We start from the raw sequence: 18,359 nt of genomic DNA on the forward strand, positions 1-18,359 counted from the left end.
CGTCTCGGGGCACCCAGAACTTGCGCCAGCCCGCCACATCAGCCCCTCTACTGAACCGGAACAACACGCCTATTCAATAGGGAATGGCAGACCGGACACAAGGACTGGCCGATCGACACGACCCAGTGGACCACGAACCTGGACATCGACCTGATGGGCTTCGTCCCGGACGACGCGGTGACGCTCGTGGAGATCCTGGAGGAGACGCCGCCACGCCTGGCCGACCCGGTCGAGCCGTCGCACGCCCGGCTGGCCCGCCGCTGGGCCCGCGCCGTGGCGCTGTTCGCGCATGCCGCCGACGACGCCAGCGTGACGCGCGCTGACTGGGTGATGGTGCACAACCACCGCCAGGAGGTCACCCGGGCCGTGGAGTCCGAGATCAGGGCGGAACGCACCAACACCAGCGCGGAGGTGCTGCGCTTGGCCGCCGACATCCTGGAGGAGGTCGTCCAGCAGGGCGCCAGCGGCTACCAGTGGGACGTGGACGGCGTCCGCGCGGCCGCCGCAGACCTGCGCGTGCTGGCCGATGACCCCGCACAGCGCACGCCCGAGCGGCTATGGGCCGCAGAGAGGGCGCTCAGCACGGCGCTGCAGGTGGACGGCGCGCCGGGGGTGGACGCCCGGCTCCGGCCGCATGAGCGCGAGCAGGCACAGCTGCGCTTCGGTGAGCGGCAGGCCGCCGTGCCGGCCGGGATCGTCACCACGGGCGAGGAACTGGGGGAGCCCTTCTGGGACGATGACCTCATCCGCAACGGCCTGTTCGATCGGGAAGGCTCCTACGGCAGCCCGGACGCCGCGCTGTGCGAAGAGGAGAACTGGGACTACGCCGAAGTCACTGGCGCCTGGCTCGACCATGCGGCGGCGCAGTTGGCCGGCCACGGCCTCCGATGGGACCCCGCCACCGGCGACAGGATGAACGGCGGGACGGTGCGCCTGCCGGAGGGCATGTCCATCACCGAGGCGTCCGAGCGCTGGGGCGAGGTGTATGACGGCTTCGGCGAGTGGATCGCCGACGTGGTCGAGCAGACCCGCGACGGCGCAGGCCAGGCCCCGCCGGACGACATCCGCCCCGACACCGCCCCCGGCGCCCGGTGGATCACCTGGAACACCGCTTGAGAGCTGGGCCTCGACGTGAGGGAACTGTCGGTGTACGGCCGGGCGTTCACTCTTTCCAGATCCTGGCCGAATCCTGCCGGAGCCGACCATCGGATGCCGCGCGGCTTTGCCGCGCGACTGGGACCCACTGAGGGCCCTGTGGCCGGAGATCGAGACGTAGTCCCGACCGGCCGCCGGTTCCCCCAAGTGGGTGGCCCGTGGCACAGCCGGCACGTACGCTCGCAGCATGGCCATGGAAGAGGACGACCGGCGGATCGTCGTCGTTAGGTTCAAGCGCGGCGGGGAGAACAAGACCGTCGCTGCTGTCAACCTGCCGACACCGGCAGTGCTCGTCGATATCGACTCACAGCCGCAGGCGTCAGCATTCCCGACCATCATCATCGACCCGCCGCCCCCCTTGCTTCGGGAAGATCTCTAAGACCCGCCCTGGGCCGCCTCGAGGACGGAAATCGCCGAGGATGCGAAGTGGCGTCGCCCGCGCGGTGACGGAGATGTTCGCCCCGCAGTACGTGGCGATTGCCATGCCGCCGGCGACCGGGCTGCTCGATGCCGGGTGGCCGGGGCTGGCGTGGGGGCTGCTCGCCGCGGCGCTGTGCGCGGGCGTACCGGCCGCCGTGATCGCGGTCGGGGTGCGGCGGGGTCGCCTCGACTCGATCCACCTGGTCGAGCGGAAGTCGCGGAAGGGCCCGATGGCGGCGGGATTCGCCGCCGTGATGGTGGGCTTGGCCGTCCTGGCGGTGTTGGACGCGCCTCGGGTGGTGGTGGCGTCGGCCGCCGTGATGCTGGCGTGGGTGCTGGTGATGGGGGCGATCACCCTGTGGTGGAAGATCAGCTTCCACACCGGGGTGTCGGCCGGCACCGCCGTGATGTTGGCCCACGTGCTTCCCGCAGTGCCGGTTCTCCTGGTTGGTGCGCTGCTGGTGGCAGCGATCGGGTGGGCCCGCGTCCAGGTGTCTCACCACACGCCCACCCAGGCGCTCGCGGGCGCCGCCGCAGGGGCCGCCGCCACGGCGGCCACACTGGCCATAGTGGTATAAATCACGCAAATCGGAAAAGTGCGGAATTCAGAAATACTTTCCTTTTCTGGCCACACAGATTGCAGATTCCACCGAACCAACGAGACGTTTTCGCAGGTCAAAGCCATTGCTATCAAAAAAGCGGGCAGTGCCGGTAAACTTATCTGTGCGACGAAGGCCCCAGCCTTGCCGGGCTGGGGCCTCAGTCGTAAGGCCGGACCTCCAAGAGGCCTCGGGCGCTTCGTACATGCTAAATGGTTGCACGTTTAGACTACGCGGCGCCCTGGTCCAGGCGCAACACGGACGCCCCGTGACCTGGGCTTCTTGGAGTCCGGCCAGTCAGGTTGCACCTACTGGTTAGGAGTTCAGGTGTTCGATAGAACGCCCACTGGTCCACCCCAGGACCGGCGCGATGATCAGACGTGGGTCATCGCCGCCATCCCGCTCAAGACGCTGATGGACGCCACGAGCCCGGCCCCCCCGCCGCCCGACGAGGGGTTTCGGATCTCGCCCAAGGCCCTTCGGATCCTCGCGACATGCGCTCTCGGCATCGTCGCGCTCTGGGCCGCCGTCGAGCTGGCCAAGCTCGGAGCCGACCCCGCGGTTCTCGGTCCCATCCTGAAGCTCTTTAAGCCCTGACTTCACCCCGTCGTCGAGCGCTGGCGGCCGTCCATCCAGGACGGCCGCCAGCGGCATGTCGGAGCCGCATGCCGAGTTCACGTTCGAGTTCGGCGATCCGCTGGTCCCGCTGGTCGAGCAGTATCTCGCGGTCCGCCAACTGCTACCGGATCTCGTGATCGGTGGCGGGCAAGCGGCCGGTGACCAACACGGCGAGCCAGGCCAGCGGCCCATGCGGCGCCGCCGTCGTCCACGCACCGCACGGCGCTGTTCTGGTCGACGCACCCGTGCACGGAGGTCTTCGGGCTGCTGGTGGCGAACCATCAGGCGACGTTCTCGGCGGTCTCCGGCTTCTCCGGGGCCTCCGTGGAGTGCATCACGATCAGCTTGACCGGGCTGATCTGGCCCCGTGGTAGTAGCGGGCCTGAATCTTCTGCGTCGTTCCCCATCGCTCCCCCTTTGGGCGGGTCGGTGGCAGGTCCGCCGGGGAGGTCGCCGGCGGGGCCCTGACCGAGAACGGGGAGGCGTACGGCTGCGAGCGATAGCCGGGAAAGGGGAAGCCCCGGGATGGTCGAGCGGCAGCGCGCTCAAGACCCCGACTATGTCGGGTCTGCAGCTCCCAGGGCTTCGCGGCGATTATGGCAGAAACCGCCCCGGTGTGGGGCGGTTCCGGGGATGTCAGTGGGGGCGGTTGGCGAGTTCGGCCTTGGAGCTGATGCAGGCGCGAGCGATGACGGTGAGCCCGCGCTGTGCGGCCTCGGTCTCCAGCTCCTCCAGGCCCTTGTCGGTGAAGACGTGGCCGTACACCTCGAACTCCTTCGTGGCGGGGTCCTGGACGATGACGACCTGCTTGCCCTTACTCACTGGGCGGTCTCCTTCACGATGCGGATGTTGCTGATCACGTCCTCGCGGTCGTCGTCAGGGGCCGAGTAGGCGGCGGGGTCCAGTTCGTCGTACCACTCGCTGTTCTCGCGAAGGAACCGGCGCACCGCGTGCCGATCGTCAACGATCCCCTTCGGCACGATGACGCGGGTGGTGACCTAGCAGACGCGCGTCTCCTCGAAGTCGAACGTGACCGTGGTGGGGACATGGCCGGGCTCTGGCATCTCCTCGTCCAACAGGTCCGCTTTGTACGCCTCCGCGTCGGTGAGCCGCCAGAACTCGATGTAGGCGACCGTGCGGGGCTGCTCGGGGTCACGCAGGTCTCGGTCCGGGCCGCTGCTGTACCACCAGCTCCCGGGGCGGCCGTGCTGCTCGTTCAAGGTTTCGAGCAAGGTGTCAACGATGTCGTCGTGGAGGTCGAAGCCGGTCCGCCCGTCGCGTGGGGTGCCGTCCGTCATGACCTTGCGGAGGGTGTACGCCTCCAGGCTGGTGGTTCCGTCCGGTGACGCGTCCGGAGTGCTGGTCACTTCCCAGCGCATGGTGGCGGGCGTCCTGACGTTGAGGGCGGTGACGAGCGGGAGGAAGACGCCGATGGCGTTGCTCAGCATGTAGGGCTCCAGGGTAAGGCCCGCCCCGGCCGGAGCGGGCTGAGGGGGTCAGCGGGTGATGTAGACGCTCATGGCGTGGTCAAGCGCGGCGGTCTGCTCGGGGGTCAAGACGCCGTTGTCGTCGCCGTGCAACTCCCAGAGGATCGCGGCGGCAGAGCCGAGCACGTCCGAGTCCGGCTCGGGTTTGGCGGGACAGGGCTCGCTGTGTCCGTCCAGGTTGGCGAGCAGTTGCGCAGCGTCGTTGACCACGTGAGCTTGGTAGTCGGTGAGGACCTTGCTCGGGCCGCCGTAGGTGCCGTACAGCTCGATGGCGGCGCGGCCAAGGGCGTACACCCAGGAGGGGGACCGGTAGCGGATGAACGGCGTCGTCTCGGCCTCGTCTTCGCCCCACGCCTCGGCGAGCGCGTCGGCGAGGAACTCGGGCACGTCCACGCCGTCGTCGGCGAGCGCGGTCAGCATGTCGTGTAGGAGCTGTTCGGCGGCCAGGAGGCGGCCTTTCGGGGTTAGGAGGCTGGGGAGCGGGCCGCCGGTCTGCTGGGCGAGGGAGTCGGGGCGGCGGGCGTAGGCGCGGAGCATGGCGCGGCCTACGCGGGCGCGCTCGTCGCCGGCCTCGGTGGTGGGGTTCGTGGTCATGGGGCTTGCCTTTCAAGGGGTGGGGCCCGCCCCGGTGCGGGGCGGGCGCGGGGTGGGCTAGTTGTCGGCGTCGTTGCTGGTGTCGGGCTCGCACGTCTCGGTGGGTTCCTCGTCGGCCACGTCGTCGTTGCGGAAGACGGGGCGCACGATGGTGCGGCGTTCGGCAGCGGCCGGGGCCACCGGCGGGCGGCGGGGGCTGGCGGGCTTGGCGGACGTCAGGATGCTGGTCTGGCCGGAGTGGCGGGGGTTGGTGGCCTCTTTGCTGCGGGGGTTCCAGGCCGGGACGTCCTTGATGTCGATGACCTTGCCGCAGGCGAGGCAGACGTAGATGCCGTCCAGGTCGGTGCCCTCGGGCAGTTCGACCAGGCCGGGCTCGTTGAGCAGGAACTCAAACCCTGAGCTGTGGGGGTCGTTGTTGCAGGGGGCGGCGCACCTGAGCCAGTCGTACCGATCGATCACGACCGTCTCGTAGGGGTGGCGTTCGTGCCACTCGAAGACGCGGCGGGGCTTGACGATCTCGATCACGGGATTCTCCAGGAGGGTGGGGCGGGCCGCCCCGGGCAGGGGCGGGCCGGGCTGGTCAGCGGTCGAGGTGCGCGTCGATGTCAGGCTCGTCGTCGTCCTCGGTGGCCTGGTCATCTCGGGTGAAGTCGCCGCATTTCGGGCAGATGTTGCAGGTGGCGCAGGCGGTGACGGGGCCGCAGTTGCCGCAGTCCTGTTCGGTGTGCTCGGTGGGTGCGCGGCAGATGTTGGCGCAGTGCTCTTCGGCGGGAAGAGCGTCAGTGAGGCAGCCGCATGTCCGGCAGGTGTTGCAGCGGTCGCAGGCATCTACCGCCCACTTGCACTTCGGGCAGTAGCGGACGCTGGTCTCGGTGACGCGGCCGCATACGTGCTCGCATTCCGCGCGGCCGGTGTCGGCCTGCTCGTCGTCTTCCTCCAGGTCCTCGGCGCTGATGACGGTGATTTCGGAGATGGTCACCGGGCCCTGCGTGTGGTCGAGGTCCGTGATGCGGACCTGCGTGGCCAGCGCGCGGGCTTCCTCCTTGGTCGCGGACTGGACGCGGGCGACGCCGGAGATGGTGACGTTGATCGCGAATTCGCGCAGGGTCGGCTCGTTGGTGGTGGTCAAGGTGGGTGCGCCTTCCGGGCGGGATGGTCGAGAGGGGAGGTGGGGCCCGCCCCGGTTCGGGGCGGGCCAGGGCGGGTCAGGGTTGGGCCGGAGCGAGCAGCGCCAGGAACTCCTCCACGCGCGGCGGGATAGCGGCGGGCACCTTGGCCTCGACGGCGATCCGGGTCAGGCCGACCATGCGGGCGCGGTTCGCGGCGAGGGTGCGGATGACCTGCACGGGGGCGAACTGCCACCCGGCGGGCAGGTCCTCCTCATGGACGATCTCGGCCATGACGGCGTTGACGTCGTCCTCGATGCTGGTCTCGGAGGTGCACCACACGGCGTGGTCGTCGACCTCGTCGCACTCCTCACAGGGCCGCAGGTCGGGGAACGCCTCCTCGTACCGCTCCTGGGCCGTGGCCATGATCCCGCCGAAGTCGAGGCGGGGGCCGCTGCCGTACGCGCACTTGGTGAGCCAGCCGCGCAGGGCCTTTACGGACACCACGGTCGCGAGGTGGGCGGGAAAGTCCGCGCCGATTGCGATGGCCATGATGTACGGGTCGTCGATCTGGTTGAGCCAGCCCTCCACGAAACGGCGGAGGATCTTGCACTCCTCCAGGCCCTCGGGGGCGAGTCCGGCGAGGGTGGCGGCGTGCCTGTAGCTGTCGGCGGCGCGGCCGATCAAGTCGGCCATCTGCCCGTAGCGAGCGGGCACGGCCGGGATCGCCTCGGCGAGCGCGTTGTACTCGTGGCCGAGCATGTAGCGGGAGGTGATCTCGGCGAGCGTGGTCATGGTGTGGGCCTCCTGGGGCTTGTTGGTACCTGCGAGCCGGTGACCGCTCACCGACTCACAAGTAAAAGAATATGAGTTGTTTATATTCTTGGCAAGCGGATCTGGCCCCAAGATCCACGGGTTCTACACCAGGATGGCGTTCGGCATGCCGTGAAGCCTGACCAGCTTGCGCGCTCCAGCTCGAAGGCTGGCCGAGACGGCGACCGGGTCGGGGTCATGGTCGGTGTAGACGCGTACGCGCCCGGGTCGGTCGGTCTCCTCGACGGTGCCGCCCCAGTGCGGGCCGATCACCCGCCACCGCGACGTGTCCGCGCCCTGGATGCGGCAGTACACGCGCGGCTGGACGACTCCACCGCGCGCCTGCTGGTCGAGCAGGTCCTGGAGCGAGGCGGCGGCTATGCGCGCATCCCACAGGTCACGCCAGGCCGCGACGTCGGTGAACGCCCAGGCGTCGGCGTGCCAGCGCAGCGTCAGGAACGGCGTCCACTCCAGCGCGACGGCCGCGACGTAGACGTTGCCGCTTCGGCCGAGGTGCTGCTCGATCACAACGGCAGGGGCCGGCGGGTCGAGCAGGGCGGGCGGCATGGCCCGGCTGGGGATGTCGAGCAGGGTTCCTATGGTGATCTCGCGGAGGTCGGCAGACGATGTGATCGGGTTGGTCACGATGAGTCCAATCGGGTCGTAGAAGGGCGTCCAGGGCCGGGAAGGGCCCGGCGCTGGACACGGGCCGGGGCCGGGGCGGGTCAGTCGAGGTCGAGCCGGTCGGCGGGGACACCGAAGTGCTTCGCGAGCCTGACCGTGCCCTCCAGGTAGCTGGGGGCCGTACCGATCGGCTCGGCCTGGTGGTCGGCGTACACGTACAGGCGGCCCTCACGGCGCAGGAGGGTGCCGCCCCAGGACGGGCCGACGACGCGCCGCCCGTTGTAGGAGTCGAACAGGCGGCAGCGCACGCGCGGCTCGGCTACGCCTTGCGCCCGCTGGAGGGCGATCTCGGTCAGCAGGATTGCGGCCTGGTTCGACAGGGACAGGGACGGCCAGAACGTGACGTCGGCGGGCTGCTGGGTGGCCGGGTCCTTGGACAGGGCGAGGAACGGCGCTCCTTGGACGGGGGCCACGGCCGTGTATGAGCGTGCACCCTCGTAGATGTGCGGGGTGAAGACGACGGCCTTGACGGGCTCGCTCGTCAGGGCGGCCGGTACGGCATCGGCGGGGATGTCGATCACGGCTCCGGTGCCGTAAGTGGGCACACGGGTGCGAGTGGAGGTCATGCGCGGTCCTATCGGGGTCGGTGCGGGAGGGGTTCGCGGGCGGGCCCACGCCGAGGCGAGCCCGCTGAGGGGCTACCAGGTGGCGGCTTCGGGCCGGTCCCGGAGGGGGGCGACCGCGAGCGGGGAGATAGTGGTCCCGTTCCTGGGGCTTGGCGTGGCGGGGCGGGCTGGTCGCACGGCCCGCCCCGGGTGGGGTGGCTACGTGGGGAGGGCGGCACCGGGTGGGGTCCACGCGGGGCGGGTGGACTCGGCCAACTTCTGGTACTCGGCGGGCAGGGCGGACTGCGGCGAGCCGTGGCCCCTCTGCCAGCGGGACGCCGGGCGCTGGCCCGGCAGGCCGGTCTTCTTCACGATGTACAGGCCGTGGGCGTGGATGCCGTCGAGCTCCCAGCCGGTGTCCGGGTCCCAGTTCCAGAAGATCTGGATGTGGGTCGGCTTGAAGGGGTCGCCGCCGTGGTCGGCGATGAGGTCGGCGTCGGGCAGGGGGATGTTGGCCTCGTCCATGGCGTTGGTGGCGGGGTCCTGGGAGTAGCTCACTTGCAGTGTCCTGTCTCGGGAGAGGTGGCCCGCCCCGAGCGGGGCGGGCCGGGGCGGAGCTACTTCGCGGCGGCGGTGGCGAAGCGGGCGATGTCGCGGCCCCACTGGAGGATCAGGGCGGGCATGACGGGCCTGCCCTTCAGCAGGCCGTCGGTGTGGTCCCAGATGCGGCGAGCGAGGCCGTAGTGGGGCCGGTACCGGCCGCCTTCGAGGATGTCCCACACGTTGCCCTGGCCCATCGGGTCGGCGTGGCGCCAGAGGCGGGCGGCGGTCTTGCAGTCAACGCCGCCGATCGCCTGGAGCGCGGGGATCGGGGCACTCTCGTCGACCTCGCCGGTGGCGATGGCGACGCGGAGGTCTTCGGCGAGCAGGCTGAGCAAGTCGGGGGTGAGCATGTGGTTCTCCTGGGGCTTGGGGCCGGTGACCGCTCACCGACTCACAAGTTAAAACATATAGGTTGTTTATATTCTTGGCAAGCGGGTGGGCGGCGAGGTGGCGAGACAGGAAGGCCCCCGCTGACCTCTGGAATGCGCCTACGTCCGGCGGGGGCCGGCGCCCGTTGTAGAAGTCGAACAGACGCACGCGCACGCGCGGGCTGTCGACGCCTCCGGCCTGCTGGTGGACGATGTCGGCCGGCAGGATCGCGGCCTCGTTCGCCGACGTCGGGGACGACCAGAATGTGACGTCGGCGGGCTGTCCGGCAGGGTCACAGCGCAGCGCCAGCCGCGGCGCACCGGGGACGGAGCAGCCGCCGTGTCGGCGTGGGCGCCCTCGTAGGTGTGCGGGGTGAAGACGACGGCTTTGACGGGATCGCTGGTCAGGGCGGGCGGACGCGGGCGGTGGTCAGGTGGGGTCCAATCTCGGTGGGGGTGGAAGGTTCGAGGCGGGCCCGCGCCAAGGCAGGCCCGCCGGGTTAGAAGGCGACGCCGCTCCCGGCCAGGGGCGGGTCAGAAGGTCTCGTCCAGGCGGATGTGGCGGGGGTGCGCGCCGTTTTGCTGCGCCAGCTTGCGCGCCCCAGCCCGGTAGCTGCGCACCATGCCAACCCTGTTGGGAGAGAAGTCCGCGTGCACGTGGATGTCCCGGCCGTGGCGGAACAGGGTGCCGCCCCAGTCCGGTCCGACCACGCGGCGCTCTCCCTGCCGGTTGTCCACGATGGTGACGGCCATGAAGGGCTTGCCGTGCTCGGCGCGGCTGGACAGGCTCGTCGCGAGGTTGCTCGTGGCGATAAGCGCTTCGCCCGGCGTCTGCCAGCACGCCACATCGGCGGCCTGGCCGGTCTCGGCGTCCCAGCGCAGGGACATGTGCGGCGCCTGGTGAACGGGCGCTATCGCGGTGTAGGCGTCGATTCCCCACCACAACCGTTGATGGGTGATGACGGCGACGATGGGTTCGCCGTCCAGGTCGAGGCCGAGGCCGAGCGGCATGGCGCGGGCGGGGATGGGCACGACGCTGCCCTCAAGCAGGTAGTGGCGGATGCCGGGCGCGGGCACGTAGGTGGGCCGGGCGAGCAGGCTGCCGTCTGCGAGGGTAATGGGCGCGACGATGGGCACGGATTTCTCCAGATGGTTGAAAGGCGGGCCCGCACCGAGGCGGGCCCGCTGGACTAGAAGGGGCTGAAGACCTGGACGGCTTCGAGGCGCAGCCCGTGGTGCTCGGCGAGCATGTAGGCGCCCTGCTTGTGGCTGGTGGCCATGCCGATTGGGTGAGCGTGGTAGTCGTCGTGGACGTGGTAACGGCTGCCCTTGCGAACGGTGGTGCCACCCCACGTGGGGCCGACCACGCGGCGGGACTTGTCGCCGTAGAGGAGGCTGAACACGGTGACGGTGGGCGGGCGGTCAGCCTGGCAGACAAGGGCAGACCGCAGGCCGCTCGTGGCGAGCCGGGCCTCGATCTGCTCGGGCCAGAGGGCGACGTCGGCGACGGCCTGGGCGGTGTCGTCCCACCGCAGGGAGGCGAACGGGCGGCCGTGGACGGGCACGGCTGCGACGCCCGTGCCGTGCTCGGTCTCGATGATGACGCCCCTGACAGGCCCGACGCCTGCGGCGTTGGGCAGATGCTCGATCGGGATGGTGACGACGTTGCCGCCTTTCAGGGACGGGCCGATCGGCCGGGTATGGCTGGGCAAGTCGGTGAGCAGTTGGCCGTTGGTGAGGGTGATGGGCAGCGCGAACAGCATGCGGATCTCCAAGATGTCGAGGGTGAAGGGGCAGGCCCGCCGAGGGCTACCAGGCGACGGCCTCGGGCCGGTCTCGGAGGGTGTGGATCACGTAGGAGGCGTCCACTTCGCCGTGGCCGAGCTGGTCAGCGAGCGCGTGCACGACGCGCTCCAGGCGGGCGTAGCTGCCTCGCACGAACGGCGCGGCGGCGTGGATGTGGACCTGGCGGCGGACGTTCGCCACGGCGGGGGCGTACGGCTCGGGAGTGGTCGGCTCGTCGGTGTCGAGGACGTAGCCCATGAGCACGTCGGCGCGGAGCCATCGGCCGCGCGCGTCGTTGTGGTCGAGTCCGGCGGGGATGCCGTAGGCGCGGGCGGTCTTGGCCAGGCACGGGTGGAGGATCACGTTCCGCCACCGCATAGTCAGGGTGCTGAGGTCCTCGACACTGCCGGACCAGTCGCCGGGCTCGCCGGACTGAGCGGGGATGAACCAGTCGTAGGCGGGGCATTCGCTGCTGTGCGCTGTGGGGCCGGTCGAGTTGGGGCTGAGGACGACGGCGAGCAGGCGGGGGACGAACGCGAACGGGGAGGCGATGGTCACGTGGGGCCTTTCCTGGGGCTTCGTAGGTGGACGGCGCGGGCCCGTACCGCACGGGCCCGCGCGCTGGGCGATCAGGTGACTGGCTGAGCCTGCGGGGGCGTCCAGGTGGGGCGGGTGGCGTCGGCCACGTCGCGGTACTCGACGGGCAGTCGCGACGCTTCCTGGGTGCGGCGCCCTTGCCCGCGGGACGCCTTGCGCACGCCGGGCTTGTCGGTCTTCTTCACGATGTAGAGGCCGAACACCTCGATGGAGTCGAGCGTCCAGCCGGTGAACGAGTCCCACTCCCAGGTGACCTCGATGGTGTCCGGCTGGAACGGGTCGCCGCCGTGGTCGTTCAGGCGGTCGGCCTTGGCCAGGGGGAGGTGTGCCTTGCTGACGGTCCCGGCGGCGATGTCGATCTGGATGGTCACTGCTGTCCTTGTCTCTGGGGGCCCGCCCAGTACGGGCGGGCCGGTGCGGGCTAGCAGGCGAAGGAGCGGATGGACCCCTCCCAGCCGGAGCCGTACAGGTCGATCAGGTAGGGGATGACTTCGCGGCCCTGCAGGGAGCCGTAGAGGTACTCCCAGATGAGGCGGGCGGTGCCCTCGATGGGGCGGCGGTCGCCGCAGGGCAGCTCGACGTAGGTGGTGCCGTGCCGGATCGGGTCGGCCTCGTCGAGGATCGCCGCCGCCTCCCCCGTGCCTCCGAGGCAGGAGAGGAGCCGGATGGCGCCATCGCGGGTGTATTCGCCGGTGGCAAGCGCGATGTGCAGGTCTCCGGCGAGGGCTTCGAGCTGGGGGCGGGTGAGCACGTGGTCCTCCTGAGGTTTCGGGGCCCGCCCCGTGCTGGGGCGGGCCCGGGGCTGCTAGCGGCGGGTGGCGAGGGCGTAGAAGAGGGACCGCTTGCCGTAGCGCTCAGCGAGTTCGGGGAGCATCGGGGCGCCCTTTTCCGTGCCGTTGGTGCGCTCCCAGATGCGGCGGCCGACTCCCCACTTGGGGCGCATGTCGCCGTTGGGGAGCCGCTCCCAGGCGTTGCCCTGCCGCGTCGGGTGCTTGGAGTTGAGGAGTGCCGTCGCCTCGTCGCGGCTGTATCGGGGGCTGAGGGCTGTGATCAGCAGGGTTGCGGCCAGCGGGCTGAGTTCGCCGGTGGCGATGGCGATTTGCAGGTCCTCGGCGAGGTCCTCGGCGTCGATGACACGGCGGTGCTTGGGCACGTGGTTCTCCTGGGGCTTAGGGCCGGAGACCGCTCCCCGACTCACATGTAAAACTATATGGGTCGTTTATTTATCTGGCAAGCGTGTTAGCCACAAGATCACAACGCCGGTCCAGCACGGGCCGGCCTGACCGCCCAACCAACACGCGAGAGTCTGTTTCCTGGCGCAATGGGGATGACCTGCACAGATGGGCACTCGCCGCGCCCCCAATGCGCCTGGTTTGACCCGGGGCGGTTCTCGGGGCGGCCCCGCGCCGCGCGGGCCCGTCAAGGGGCTACCAGGTATGCGCCTCGGGGCGCTGCCGGAGGGTGACGATCGCGTGGGAGGCGTCTACGTCGCCGTGGCCGATCTGCTCGGCGAGGGCATGCACGGCCTTCTCCAGGCGCGTGAATGCGACGTGGTTGGCCTGCGCGGCGTCGTGGAACGCGCCGCGCAGGAGCCGGTCGTCTCGGGTGGTGTTGCCCCGGAGGGGCTTCAGGATGTCGTCCACGGCCATGTGGACGGCGACCAGGGCGCGGATGTGCTGGACGGCCGGGCTGGGCTGCTCGTCGGGGTCGAGCACGTGGCCGATGAGCACGTCGGCGCGGGTCGTCCGGCCGCGCAGGTCGTCGTGGTCGAGCCCGGCGGGGATGCCGTAGGCCCGTATGGCCTTGGACAGGCACGGGTGCAGCACCAGGTTGGGCCAGCGCAGCATCAGGTGGCTGAGGTCGGTGACGTCGCCACGGTAGTCGCCGGCCTCGCCGGGCTGCGGGGGGATGAACATGTCGTAGGCGGGGCACTCGATGTGGTGCGCGGTGGGGCTGGTCGAGCTGGGGCCGAGGACGACGACGCCCAGCCGGGCGGGGATGGTTGGGGCGTTGGCGGTCATGGTGCCTTTCCTGGTGCGTGGGGTGGAGGGCGGGCCGATCGCAGGCCCGCCCTCGGGTGTCCGGTCAGGCGGGGAGGGGGAAGTGCGTGGGGCTGGTGGCGTCGGCCAGCGCCTGGTACTTGGCGGGTAGTCGCCAGTAGTCCGGGCTGGTGGGGGTCTCGGTGTGGAAGGCGTGGCGGCGGCCGACGAGGCGGCGGCCGTTGGGGCCCTTCTTCTTGAGCAGGCGGTAGCCGACGACGGTGATCCACCGCTGCCAGCCGCGTTCGGGCCGCCACTCCCAGGTGACGGAGGCGATCGTGGGGGCGAACTCATCGCCCCAACAGTCGGCGAGGGTGTTCTCGATGTCCGGGTCGGGGCCGAGGGGGATCTCGACGGTGTAGCGGGCGCGGCTGGTGTGCACGGATGTCCTTGTTTCGGGGGAGAGTGGCCCCCCTCAGGCCAGGCGGGCCAGAGGCGGGGCTACTTGGGGGCGTTGGCGATGCCGAGGAAGATGCGGCCCTGCAAGACGACCCACGAGCGACCGTTCTGCTCGTCGGCCCACATCTCCTTGAGCCAGTCGATCGCGCCGAGCCACCGGTCCGTGGAGCCTGCGGTCTCCAGGGCGGCGAGTTGCGCGTACGCGACTTCCCAGTCCTGCGCCGTGATCGGGCCCTCGTCGATCGCTCGCATGGCGGCGAGGCGCTTGGCGGCGTTCATCCGCGGGGCGGGCGGGGCGTGGGGGAGGTCCCACGCGGGTGTGGTCTCGCAGTCGTGGGTGAAGTAGCGGCGGTCGGCGGCGACGCGGTCGGGCTCGACAGGGATGCGGCAGCCGGGGCAGATGGCGCTGAGGACGTGGCTCACGGGTTCTTCCTGGTGAGGCTTGGCTGGGTGAGGGAGCGTGGACCCGCCCCGGGGTGGGGCGGGCCGGGGCGGGGCTATCGGCGGTTGGCCAGGGTCCTGAACATGTGCGGCCTGCCGTAGCGTTCGACCAGTTCGGGAAGGACGGGCTTGCCCTTGTCGGCGCCGCTGGTGCGCTCCCAGATGCGTCGGGCGAGGCCCCACTCGGGCCGCTCGTCACCGTTCGGCAGTCGCTCCCACGAGTTGGCCTGGGTCCTGAACGCTTCGAGGAGACGGTGGGCGCGGTCGACGTCGCAGTCAGGGAGGAGGGTGGCCATCGCCAGCGTGGCCATGTTGCGGGTGAGTTCGTTGGTGGCGACGGCGAGGAGCAGGTCCTCCGCGAGGCGTTCGGGGTCGATGCCGTTGGGGCGCTCAAGCATGTGTTTCTCCTGGGGCTTCGCCGGGGACCGCTCCCCGACTCACAAGAAAAAGCATATAGGTTGTTTATTTTCATGGCAAGCGGGCGGGCTAGCGAAGATGGGCGCTCACCGCGCCCCCGTGGGCCTGGCTTGGCCGGGGCGGTTCTCGGGACATGCCGTCATCCGGCCGCCCGCCCGCTTGCCTGCTCAGATGAGGTGCGACACGTCCGACTCGCAGCAGTCCGTGACGGTCGCGCCGGTCTTGCCGAGCGTGGTCACGGGCGGGTCATCCGCGCCGCAGCTCGGGCACGCCTTGACCCAGCCGCGCCCCGGCTCGGGCTCCTCCTCGCCGTCGTCTTCCTGGGCCGCCTTCGCTTCCTGCTCCGCCGTGGCGGCGTAGCGGTCGGCTAGTTCCAGAAGGGCGGCGTCGGCCGTCACGCGCAACCGCAGCGGGAAGAAGAAGCCATGCTGATCCCTCTTGGCACCTGGACGCCTGACCTTCTTGGAGCGGACGGTCAGGCCCGCTCGCTCCAGGCGGGCGATCGCCATGCGCGCGTCGCCCTCGTGCCGGTACTCGCCGGCCTCCAGAGGGTAGGCGGCGACAGTGCCGAATGACCACCGCTCGTAGATCACGTACCGGGGGCCCTGGAACGGGTCGCGCGGCTGTCCGATCCGGTTGCCCGGGTTCCATGCCTGCTCGCCTCGGGCGAGTTGGACGCCGTACACATGGGTGAGGTCGTCGCCGGGTTGGGTCGGGTGGGCATCGAGGCGGGCGAGGATCACGGCCTCGGTGAAGTACATCATCGGGTGCCCCTTTCTCGGGCTGGTGAGGCGCCCCGGCTGTTGGCCGGGGGGCGCGTGGGTCAGTCCTTGAAGCGGGGGACCACGGTGGTGGCCTCGTTCGCGTCGATCACCAGGCACTTACCTGCGGCGCGTGTGTAGCTCCCGGCGATGGCCGGGGCGTGCGTGCCGGTGAAGGCGGTAGGCGCGCATAGCGGGTCGGCGAAGGCCGAGGTCACGGGCTGGGTGTCGCCACCCGGCGTGGTGACGGTGATCTTCGCGTCGCACACGTTGGCGACGTCCGCGCCCACCGTGAGGAGGATTCCGGCCTTGACGGTGTTGCCGTTGGCCGGGTTGGTGATGCTGCCGCCGTCGCCCGCGTGGGCAGCGGTGGCGGGGGCGGGTATGACCGCGAAGGCGGCGATGCCTGCGAGGGCGTAGGCCCTGATGGAGACCATTAAGGGTCCTTTCCTGGGGCGCCGTTGGCGACCGCTCACCAACTGGCATGCAAAAGCGTAGGTGCTGTTTATTCTCTCGTCAACATGATCGACCGGTAGACAGGAAGATAAATAACACCTATGCTTTTACTTGTGAGTCGGTGAGCGGTCATCGGCAAAGCCCCAGGAGGAAAGCATGACCATCGTCGCCACCCGCCCCGCCACCATCGCAACCACCCTCTCCCCCGCAGCCGTCTCCCGAGCGCGGACCCTCATGCAGGACCAGGGCTGGATCGAGGCGGCGGACGCGACCGGCGCGGACCTGCTCGACCTGATCGACGAGGCCCTGGACAACGGCGACCTGTCCTTGTGCGAGCGCTGCGGGGCCGACGTCACGACCAACACGGTCAGGTACGAGTACAGCGGCGAGGTCATCGCCATCTGCGACTACTGCTAGCCGCCCCGGTTCCGGGCGGGATGAGCGGTCATCCCGCCCGGAACCCCGCGAAAGCTCACAAACGCCCCAGGAAGCCCCGAAGGATCATCGCCGTGTCGATCGCCCTGCCCGCCGCCCCCGCGCCCGCTGCGACCACTTTCCGGCCGTTCCAAGATCCCGCGTGCACGACGTGCGGCAATACGGACGTATCCGTCCTGGAGGACCTGAACGGCGACGCCTACACCGACTGCTGCCCCGGCAACCCGGTCGCCTGGGTGTGCCCGATCGCGTACGCGAACGTCTACCTCTCCCCCGACGGCGACGAGCCCGAGCAGTGCCCCCACTGCCCCGGCTGCGTCTGAGCCCCGGCCCCGGGCGGCGCGCAGCGCGCCGCCCCCTCCCCTGACTTCACTCTCTCGCCTCTGGAGGTAATCCCGTGATTTCCACCGCCATGACCGACCTCGGTGCCGTCTGGGTCGTCCCCGACTACGTCGCGCACTACGCGGGCACGTTCGACGCCGACGTCGAGATCACTCACGCCGTGTGGGGTCGGCTGGTCGAGAACCTCGACATCCGTGAGGGCGACGACTTCGACGACCGGCTCCACCTGCTCCTGCGGGAGGCGTACGAGGTCGCCAACGTGGCGGGCGACGACGCCAAGCGCGCCCCGCTGAGCGTGGCCCGCCACCGCAAGGACGGCGAACGGTTCGAGACCGGTCTGACGATCCAGCTCAACGACGCCGACGACCCGCGTAGCCGGATCGTGCTCGCGCTCGCCTCGGAACTGCCCGTGGATGCCCCGACCCGCGCCGACCGCATCGCCTCCGGCGACCTGGTCGAGGCCCCCGGCGTCCTGTCCCGGGAGGCGGGCATCCGGTTCCCGGTCGCGTTCACCCGAGCCGCGTGGGAGGACTGCGTGGCCTGGACGGACGCCGACAACCGGCGCAAGGGCACCATCCAAGACGAGACCGGCCGCCTGTGGGACGTGCTCATCATGACCCGCAACACGCTCGCGGTAATGCCGAGCGGCCACCGCCGGACGACTGTCCACCTGCTGCGGACGCCCCGGGAGCGCCGCCGCCGCACGCCGCGCATGGCCACGCTGCACGCCGCCGTATCCACCGTGAACGGCCAGCAGGTCATCACCATCTCGCATCCCAGCGAAGCCTGACCCCCCTCAGGCGGGCCCGCACGGGCCCGCCACCCCTCTCGACACCCTTGGAGAAGACCACCATGAACACTCAGGTCCCCACCCTGGAGGAGATCCGCGCCCAGTTCCGGCGCGAGGACCAGGCCGCCCGGCTCGGCTGGACGGTCGCGCACGCCGACGCCGTGGCGTGGGCGTGCGCCGGCACCTTGCACGCCGACGCGAAGGGCTTCTACCGCACCGGCCGGAAGGGCGGCCGCGGGCGTGCCGTGTCGCGTGACCGCGTGCGGGCGCTCATCCGGGCGGGCTTCCTGGAGCTGGACGGCGCGGCCGTCGTCGCCACGGCGGACGGGCGTGAGGGCCTGGCCGCATGGGAGACGGTGCGGCCGGTCCCGGCTGTTGAGGACCCGAAGGAGGCGCTGCGCCCGCTGTACCAGGGGGAGGAGGCGACGCGCCGCCACCGCGCGTGGGAGGCACGCATCGAACGCCACCGCGCCGAGGCGGACGCCTTCTGGGAGGCAGCACAGGCGCGGCTGGAGGCGGCCGAGGAGGAGGAGCGGCGACGCTACCGGGAGCGGGCCGCCCGGCCGGTCCGAAGCGTGTGGGACGCGATCAACGGCCCCCGCCCGGACTACACGTACGAGGCGGACGGCACGGTGACGCTGAACGGCGTGGACGTCACCACGTACGACGACGCCACCGAGGTGGCCCCGGCCGTCGAGCGCCAGGCCGTCACGCACACCGCGCCGCGCCGCCGCACCGCGCTGCGTCGCCCGATCCGCCGGCTGGCCGTGCAGCGCGGGCCCGCTCGGCGTCGCCCGTCCTGGCCGCGCCCGGCGTCGGCCCCGGCTGCTCGGCGTCTCGACTTCGCCTGGCACGGCCGCCGGCACCGTACGGCGCTAACTCGCTGATCCGCCATGGCGCGGGCC

The 18,359-nt window shown here is 70.5% G+C and carries 32 protein-coding genes; 8 read left to right on the forward strand and 24 right to left on the reverse strand.

Annotated elements, in window-relative coordinates; all coding sequences use genetic code 11:
- Positions 1 to 153: 153 nt before the first annotated feature.
- The 4 genes from ACWDRB_RS47105 (at position 154) to ACWDRB_RS47120 (ending at position 2,771) form a co-directional block, all read left to right on the forward strand.
- Entirely contained in the window at positions 154 to 1,116 is a 963-nt protein-coding gene (locus tag ACWDRB_RS47105) for a hypothetical protein (protein WP_449905479.1), read from the forward strand.
- A 226-nt stretch (positions 1,117 to 1,342) separates the two neighbouring features.
- Positions 1,343 to 1,534: a hypothetical protein gene (locus tag ACWDRB_RS47110; protein ID WP_449905481.1), complete on the forward strand. Its 192-nt coding sequence runs from the start codon at positions 1,343 to 1,345 to the stop codon at positions 1,532 to 1,534.
- A gap of 40 nt (positions 1,535 to 1,574) precedes the next feature.
- Positions 1,575 to 2,153 (forward strand): hypothetical protein, encoded by a 579-nt coding sequence (locus ACWDRB_RS47115; protein ID WP_449905483.1) that lies wholly within the window; start codon positions 1,575 to 1,577, stop codon positions 2,151 to 2,153.
- Positions 2,154 to 2,501: 348 nt separating this feature from the next.
- Entirely contained in the window at positions 2,502 to 2,771 is a 270-nt protein-coding gene (locus ACWDRB_RS47120; RefSeq protein WP_449905485.1) for a hypothetical protein, read from the forward strand.
- 302 nt (positions 2,772 to 3,073) lie between these two features.
- Here ACWDRB_RS47120 and ACWDRB_RS47125 read toward each other — a convergent pair whose 3' ends face one another.
- From ACWDRB_RS47125 to ACWDRB_RS47240, 24 genes are all read right to left on the reverse strand, one after another.
- Complete coding sequence (locus tag ACWDRB_RS47125; protein ID WP_449905487.1) at positions 3,074 to 3,199, reverse strand: hypothetical protein; 126 nt, start codon at positions 3,197 to 3,199, stop codon at positions 3,074 to 3,076.
- Between the two features lie 229 nt (positions 3,200 to 3,428).
- Complete coding sequence (locus ACWDRB_RS47130; protein ID WP_449905489.1) at positions 3,429 to 3,614, reverse strand: hypothetical protein; 186 nt, start codon at positions 3,612 to 3,614, stop codon at positions 3,429 to 3,431.
- Complete coding sequence (locus ACWDRB_RS47135; protein ID WP_449905491.1) at positions 3,611 to 3,772, reverse strand: hypothetical protein; 162 nt, start codon at positions 3,770 to 3,772, stop codon at positions 3,611 to 3,613. Before ACWDRB_RS47135 ends, ACWDRB_RS47130 begins: the two co-directional genes overlap by 4 nt.
- A gap of 18 nt (positions 3,773 to 3,790) precedes the next feature.
- Entirely contained in the window at positions 3,791 to 4,240 is a 450-nt protein-coding gene (locus tag ACWDRB_RS47140) for a hypothetical protein (protein WP_449905493.1), read from the reverse strand.
- A 48-nt stretch (positions 4,241 to 4,288) separates the two neighbouring features.
- On the reverse strand, positions 4,289 to 4,873 hold the full coding sequence (locus ACWDRB_RS47145) for a hypothetical protein (protein ID WP_449905495.1): 585 nt from the start codon (positions 4,871 to 4,873) through the stop codon (positions 4,289 to 4,291).
- Positions 4,874 to 4,930: 57 nt separating this feature from the next.
- Entirely contained in the window at positions 4,931 to 5,398 is a 468-nt protein-coding gene (locus tag ACWDRB_RS47150; protein ID WP_449905497.1) for a hypothetical protein, read from the reverse strand.
- Between the two features lie 55 nt (positions 5,399 to 5,453).
- Positions 5,454 to 6,002, reverse strand: coding sequence for a hypothetical protein (locus tag ACWDRB_RS47155; RefSeq protein ID WP_449905499.1), 549 nt, complete (start codon positions 6,000 to 6,002; stop codon positions 5,454 to 5,456).
- 76 nt (positions 6,003 to 6,078) lie between these two features.
- The gene (locus ACWDRB_RS47160) at positions 6,079 to 6,774 is read right to left on the reverse strand and encodes a hypothetical protein (protein WP_449905501.1); all 696 of its coding nucleotides are present in this window, start codon (positions 6,772 to 6,774) and stop codon (positions 6,079 to 6,081) included.
- 123 nt (positions 6,775 to 6,897) lie between these two features.
- The gene (locus ACWDRB_RS47165; RefSeq protein WP_449905503.1) at positions 6,898 to 7,437 is read right to left on the reverse strand and encodes a hypothetical protein; all 540 of its coding nucleotides are present in this window, start codon (positions 7,435 to 7,437) and stop codon (positions 6,898 to 6,900) included.
- A gap of 80 nt (positions 7,438 to 7,517) precedes the next feature.
- Positions 7,518 to 8,042: a hypothetical protein gene (locus ACWDRB_RS47170; RefSeq protein ID WP_449905505.1), complete on the reverse strand. Its 525-nt coding sequence runs from the start codon at positions 8,040 to 8,042 to the stop codon at positions 7,518 to 7,520.
- Between the two features lie 198 nt (positions 8,043 to 8,240).
- Positions 8,241 to 8,579: a hypothetical protein gene (locus tag ACWDRB_RS47175; RefSeq protein WP_449905507.1), complete on the reverse strand. Its 339-nt coding sequence runs from the start codon at positions 8,577 to 8,579 to the stop codon at positions 8,241 to 8,243.
- A gap of 59 nt (positions 8,580 to 8,638) precedes the next feature.
- Positions 8,639 to 8,974, reverse strand: a complete 336-nt coding sequence (locus ACWDRB_RS47180; RefSeq protein ID WP_449905509.1) for a hypothetical protein — start codon at positions 8,972 to 8,974, stop codon at positions 8,639 to 8,641.
- A 552-nt stretch (positions 8,975 to 9,526) separates the two neighbouring features.
- Positions 9,527 to 10,129 carry a hypothetical protein gene (locus tag ACWDRB_RS47185; RefSeq protein WP_449905511.1) on the reverse strand — a complete coding sequence of 201 codons (603 nt, stop codon included), beginning with the start codon at positions 10,127 to 10,129 and terminating at the stop codon, positions 9,527 to 9,529.
- 53 nt (positions 10,130 to 10,182) lie between these two features.
- Positions 10,183 to 10,767, reverse strand: a complete 585-nt coding sequence (locus ACWDRB_RS47190) for a hypothetical protein (RefSeq protein ID WP_449905513.1) — start codon at positions 10,765 to 10,767, stop codon at positions 10,183 to 10,185.
- 34 nt (positions 10,768 to 10,801) lie between these two features.
- Entirely contained in the window at positions 10,802 to 11,335 is a 534-nt protein-coding gene (locus tag ACWDRB_RS47195; RefSeq protein WP_449905515.1) for a hypothetical protein, read from the reverse strand.
- Between the two features lie 71 nt (positions 11,336 to 11,406).
- Entirely contained in the window at positions 11,407 to 11,745 is a 339-nt protein-coding gene (locus ACWDRB_RS47200; RefSeq protein WP_449905517.1) for a hypothetical protein, read from the reverse strand.
- A 50-nt stretch (positions 11,746 to 11,795) separates the two neighbouring features.
- Entirely contained in the window at positions 11,796 to 12,125 is a 330-nt protein-coding gene (locus tag ACWDRB_RS47205) for a hypothetical protein (RefSeq protein WP_449905519.1), read from the reverse strand.
- 54 nt (positions 12,126 to 12,179) lie between these two features.
- On the reverse strand, positions 12,180 to 12,527 hold the full coding sequence (locus tag ACWDRB_RS47210; protein ID WP_449905521.1) for a hypothetical protein: 348 nt from the start codon (positions 12,525 to 12,527) through the stop codon (positions 12,180 to 12,182).
- A gap of 274 nt (positions 12,528 to 12,801) precedes the next feature.
- Positions 12,802 to 13,395, reverse strand: coding sequence for a hypothetical protein (locus ACWDRB_RS47215; protein ID WP_449905523.1), 594 nt, complete (start codon positions 13,393 to 13,395; stop codon positions 12,802 to 12,804).
- A gap of 64 nt (positions 13,396 to 13,459) precedes the next feature.
- Positions 13,460 to 13,795, reverse strand: coding sequence for a hypothetical protein (locus ACWDRB_RS47220; RefSeq protein ID WP_449905525.1), 336 nt, complete (start codon positions 13,793 to 13,795; stop codon positions 13,460 to 13,462).
- 59 nt (positions 13,796 to 13,854) lie between these two features.
- A complete protein-coding gene (locus ACWDRB_RS47225) occupies positions 13,855 to 14,235 on the reverse strand; it encodes a hypothetical protein (RefSeq protein ID WP_449905527.1) in 381 nt (126 codons plus the stop codon).
- 74 nt (positions 14,236 to 14,309) lie between these two features.
- Positions 14,310 to 14,651 (reverse strand): hypothetical protein, encoded by a 342-nt coding sequence (locus tag ACWDRB_RS47230; protein WP_449905529.1) that lies wholly within the window; start codon positions 14,649 to 14,651, stop codon positions 14,310 to 14,312.
- Between the two features lie 186 nt (positions 14,652 to 14,837).
- The gene (locus tag ACWDRB_RS47235) at positions 14,838 to 15,434 is read right to left on the reverse strand and encodes a hypothetical protein (RefSeq protein WP_449905531.1); all 597 of its coding nucleotides are present in this window, start codon (positions 15,432 to 15,434) and stop codon (positions 14,838 to 14,840) included.
- Between the two features lie 59 nt (positions 15,435 to 15,493).
- Positions 15,494 to 15,868, reverse strand: a complete 375-nt coding sequence (locus ACWDRB_RS47240; RefSeq protein ID WP_449905533.1) for a hypothetical protein — start codon at positions 15,866 to 15,868, stop codon at positions 15,494 to 15,496.
- 175 nt (positions 15,869 to 16,043) lie between these two features.
- On the opposite strand from ACWDRB_RS47240, the gene ACWDRB_RS47245 reads away from it, so the two are divergent.
- From ACWDRB_RS47245 to ACWDRB_RS47260, 4 genes are all read left to right on the forward strand, one after another.
- Entirely contained in the window at positions 16,044 to 16,304 is a 261-nt protein-coding gene (locus ACWDRB_RS47245; protein ID WP_449905535.1) for a hypothetical protein, read from the forward strand.
- 92 nt (positions 16,305 to 16,396) lie between these two features.
- Positions 16,397 to 16,645 carry a hypothetical protein gene (locus tag ACWDRB_RS47250; protein ID WP_449905537.1) on the forward strand — a complete coding sequence of 83 codons (249 nt, stop codon included), beginning with the start codon at positions 16,397 to 16,399 and terminating at the stop codon, positions 16,643 to 16,645.
- A gap of 74 nt (positions 16,646 to 16,719) precedes the next feature.
- Positions 16,720 to 17,454 (forward strand): DUF6573 family protein, encoded by a 735-nt coding sequence (locus ACWDRB_RS47255; protein WP_449905539.1) that lies wholly within the window; start codon positions 16,720 to 16,722, stop codon positions 17,452 to 17,454.
- Between the two features lie 62 nt (positions 17,455 to 17,516).
- The gene (locus tag ACWDRB_RS47260; RefSeq protein ID WP_449905541.1) at positions 17,517 to 18,341 is read left to right on the forward strand and encodes a hypothetical protein; all 825 of its coding nucleotides are present in this window, start codon (positions 17,517 to 17,519) and stop codon (positions 18,339 to 18,341) included.
- Positions 18,342 to 18,359: the final 18 nt, after the last annotated feature.

It is taken from the genome of Nonomuraea sp. NPDC003707, from assembly GCF_053587055.1.

Coding starts and splice junctions, on each gene's coding strand:
- ACWDRB_RS47105 (WP_449905479.1), top strand. CDS start 154: ATGGGCTTCGTCCCGGACGACGCGGTGACGCTCGTGGAGATCCTGGAG.
- ACWDRB_RS47110 (WP_449905481.1), top strand. CDS start 1,343: ATGGCCATGGAAGAGGACGACCGGCGGATCGTCGTCGTTAGGTTCAAG.
- ACWDRB_RS47115 (WP_449905483.1), top strand. CDS start 1,575: ATGCGAAGTGGCGTCGCCCGCGCGGTGACGGAGATGTTCGCCCCGCAG.
- ACWDRB_RS47125 (WP_449905487.1), bottom strand. CDS start 3,199: ATGGGGAACGACGCAGAAGATTCAGGCCCGCTACTACCACGGGGCCAG.
- ACWDRB_RS47140 (WP_449905493.1), bottom strand. CDS start 4,240: ATGCTGAGCAACGCCATCGGCGTCTTCCTCCCGCTCGTCACCGCCCTC.
- ACWDRB_RS47145 (WP_449905495.1), bottom strand. CDS start 4,873: ATGACCACGAACCCCACCACCGAGGCCGGCGACGAGCGCGCCCGCGTA.
- ACWDRB_RS47160 (WP_449905501.1), bottom strand. CDS start 6,774: ATGACCACGCTCGCCGAGATCACCTCCCGCTACATGCTCGGCCACGAG.
- ACWDRB_RS47170 (WP_449905505.1), bottom strand. CDS start 8,042: ATGACCTCCACTCGCACCCGTGTGCCCACTTACGGCACCGGAGCCGTG.
- ACWDRB_RS47180 (WP_449905509.1), bottom strand. CDS start 8,974: ATGCTCACCCCCGACTTGCTCAGCCTGCTCGCCGAAGACCTCCGCGTC.
- ACWDRB_RS47215 (WP_449905523.1), bottom strand. CDS start 13,395: ATGACCGCCAACGCCCCAACCATCCCCGCCCGGCTGGGCGTCGTCGTC.
- ACWDRB_RS47230 (WP_449905529.1), bottom strand. CDS start 14,651: ATGCTTGAGCGCCCCAACGGCATCGACCCCGAACGCCTCGCGGAGGAC.
- ACWDRB_RS47235 (WP_449905531.1), bottom strand. CDS start 15,434: ATGATGTACTTCACCGAGGCCGTGATCCTCGCCCGCCTCGATGCCCAC.
- ACWDRB_RS47240 (WP_449905533.1), bottom strand. CDS start 15,868: ATGGTCTCCATCAGGGCCTACGCCCTCGCAGGCATCGCCGCCTTCGCG.
- ACWDRB_RS47245 (WP_449905535.1), top strand. CDS start 16,044: ATGACCATCGTCGCCACCCGCCCCGCCACCATCGCAACCACCCTCTCC.
- ACWDRB_RS47260 (WP_449905541.1), top strand. CDS start 17,517: ATGAACACTCAGGTCCCCACCCTGGAGGAGATCCGCGCCCAGTTCCGG.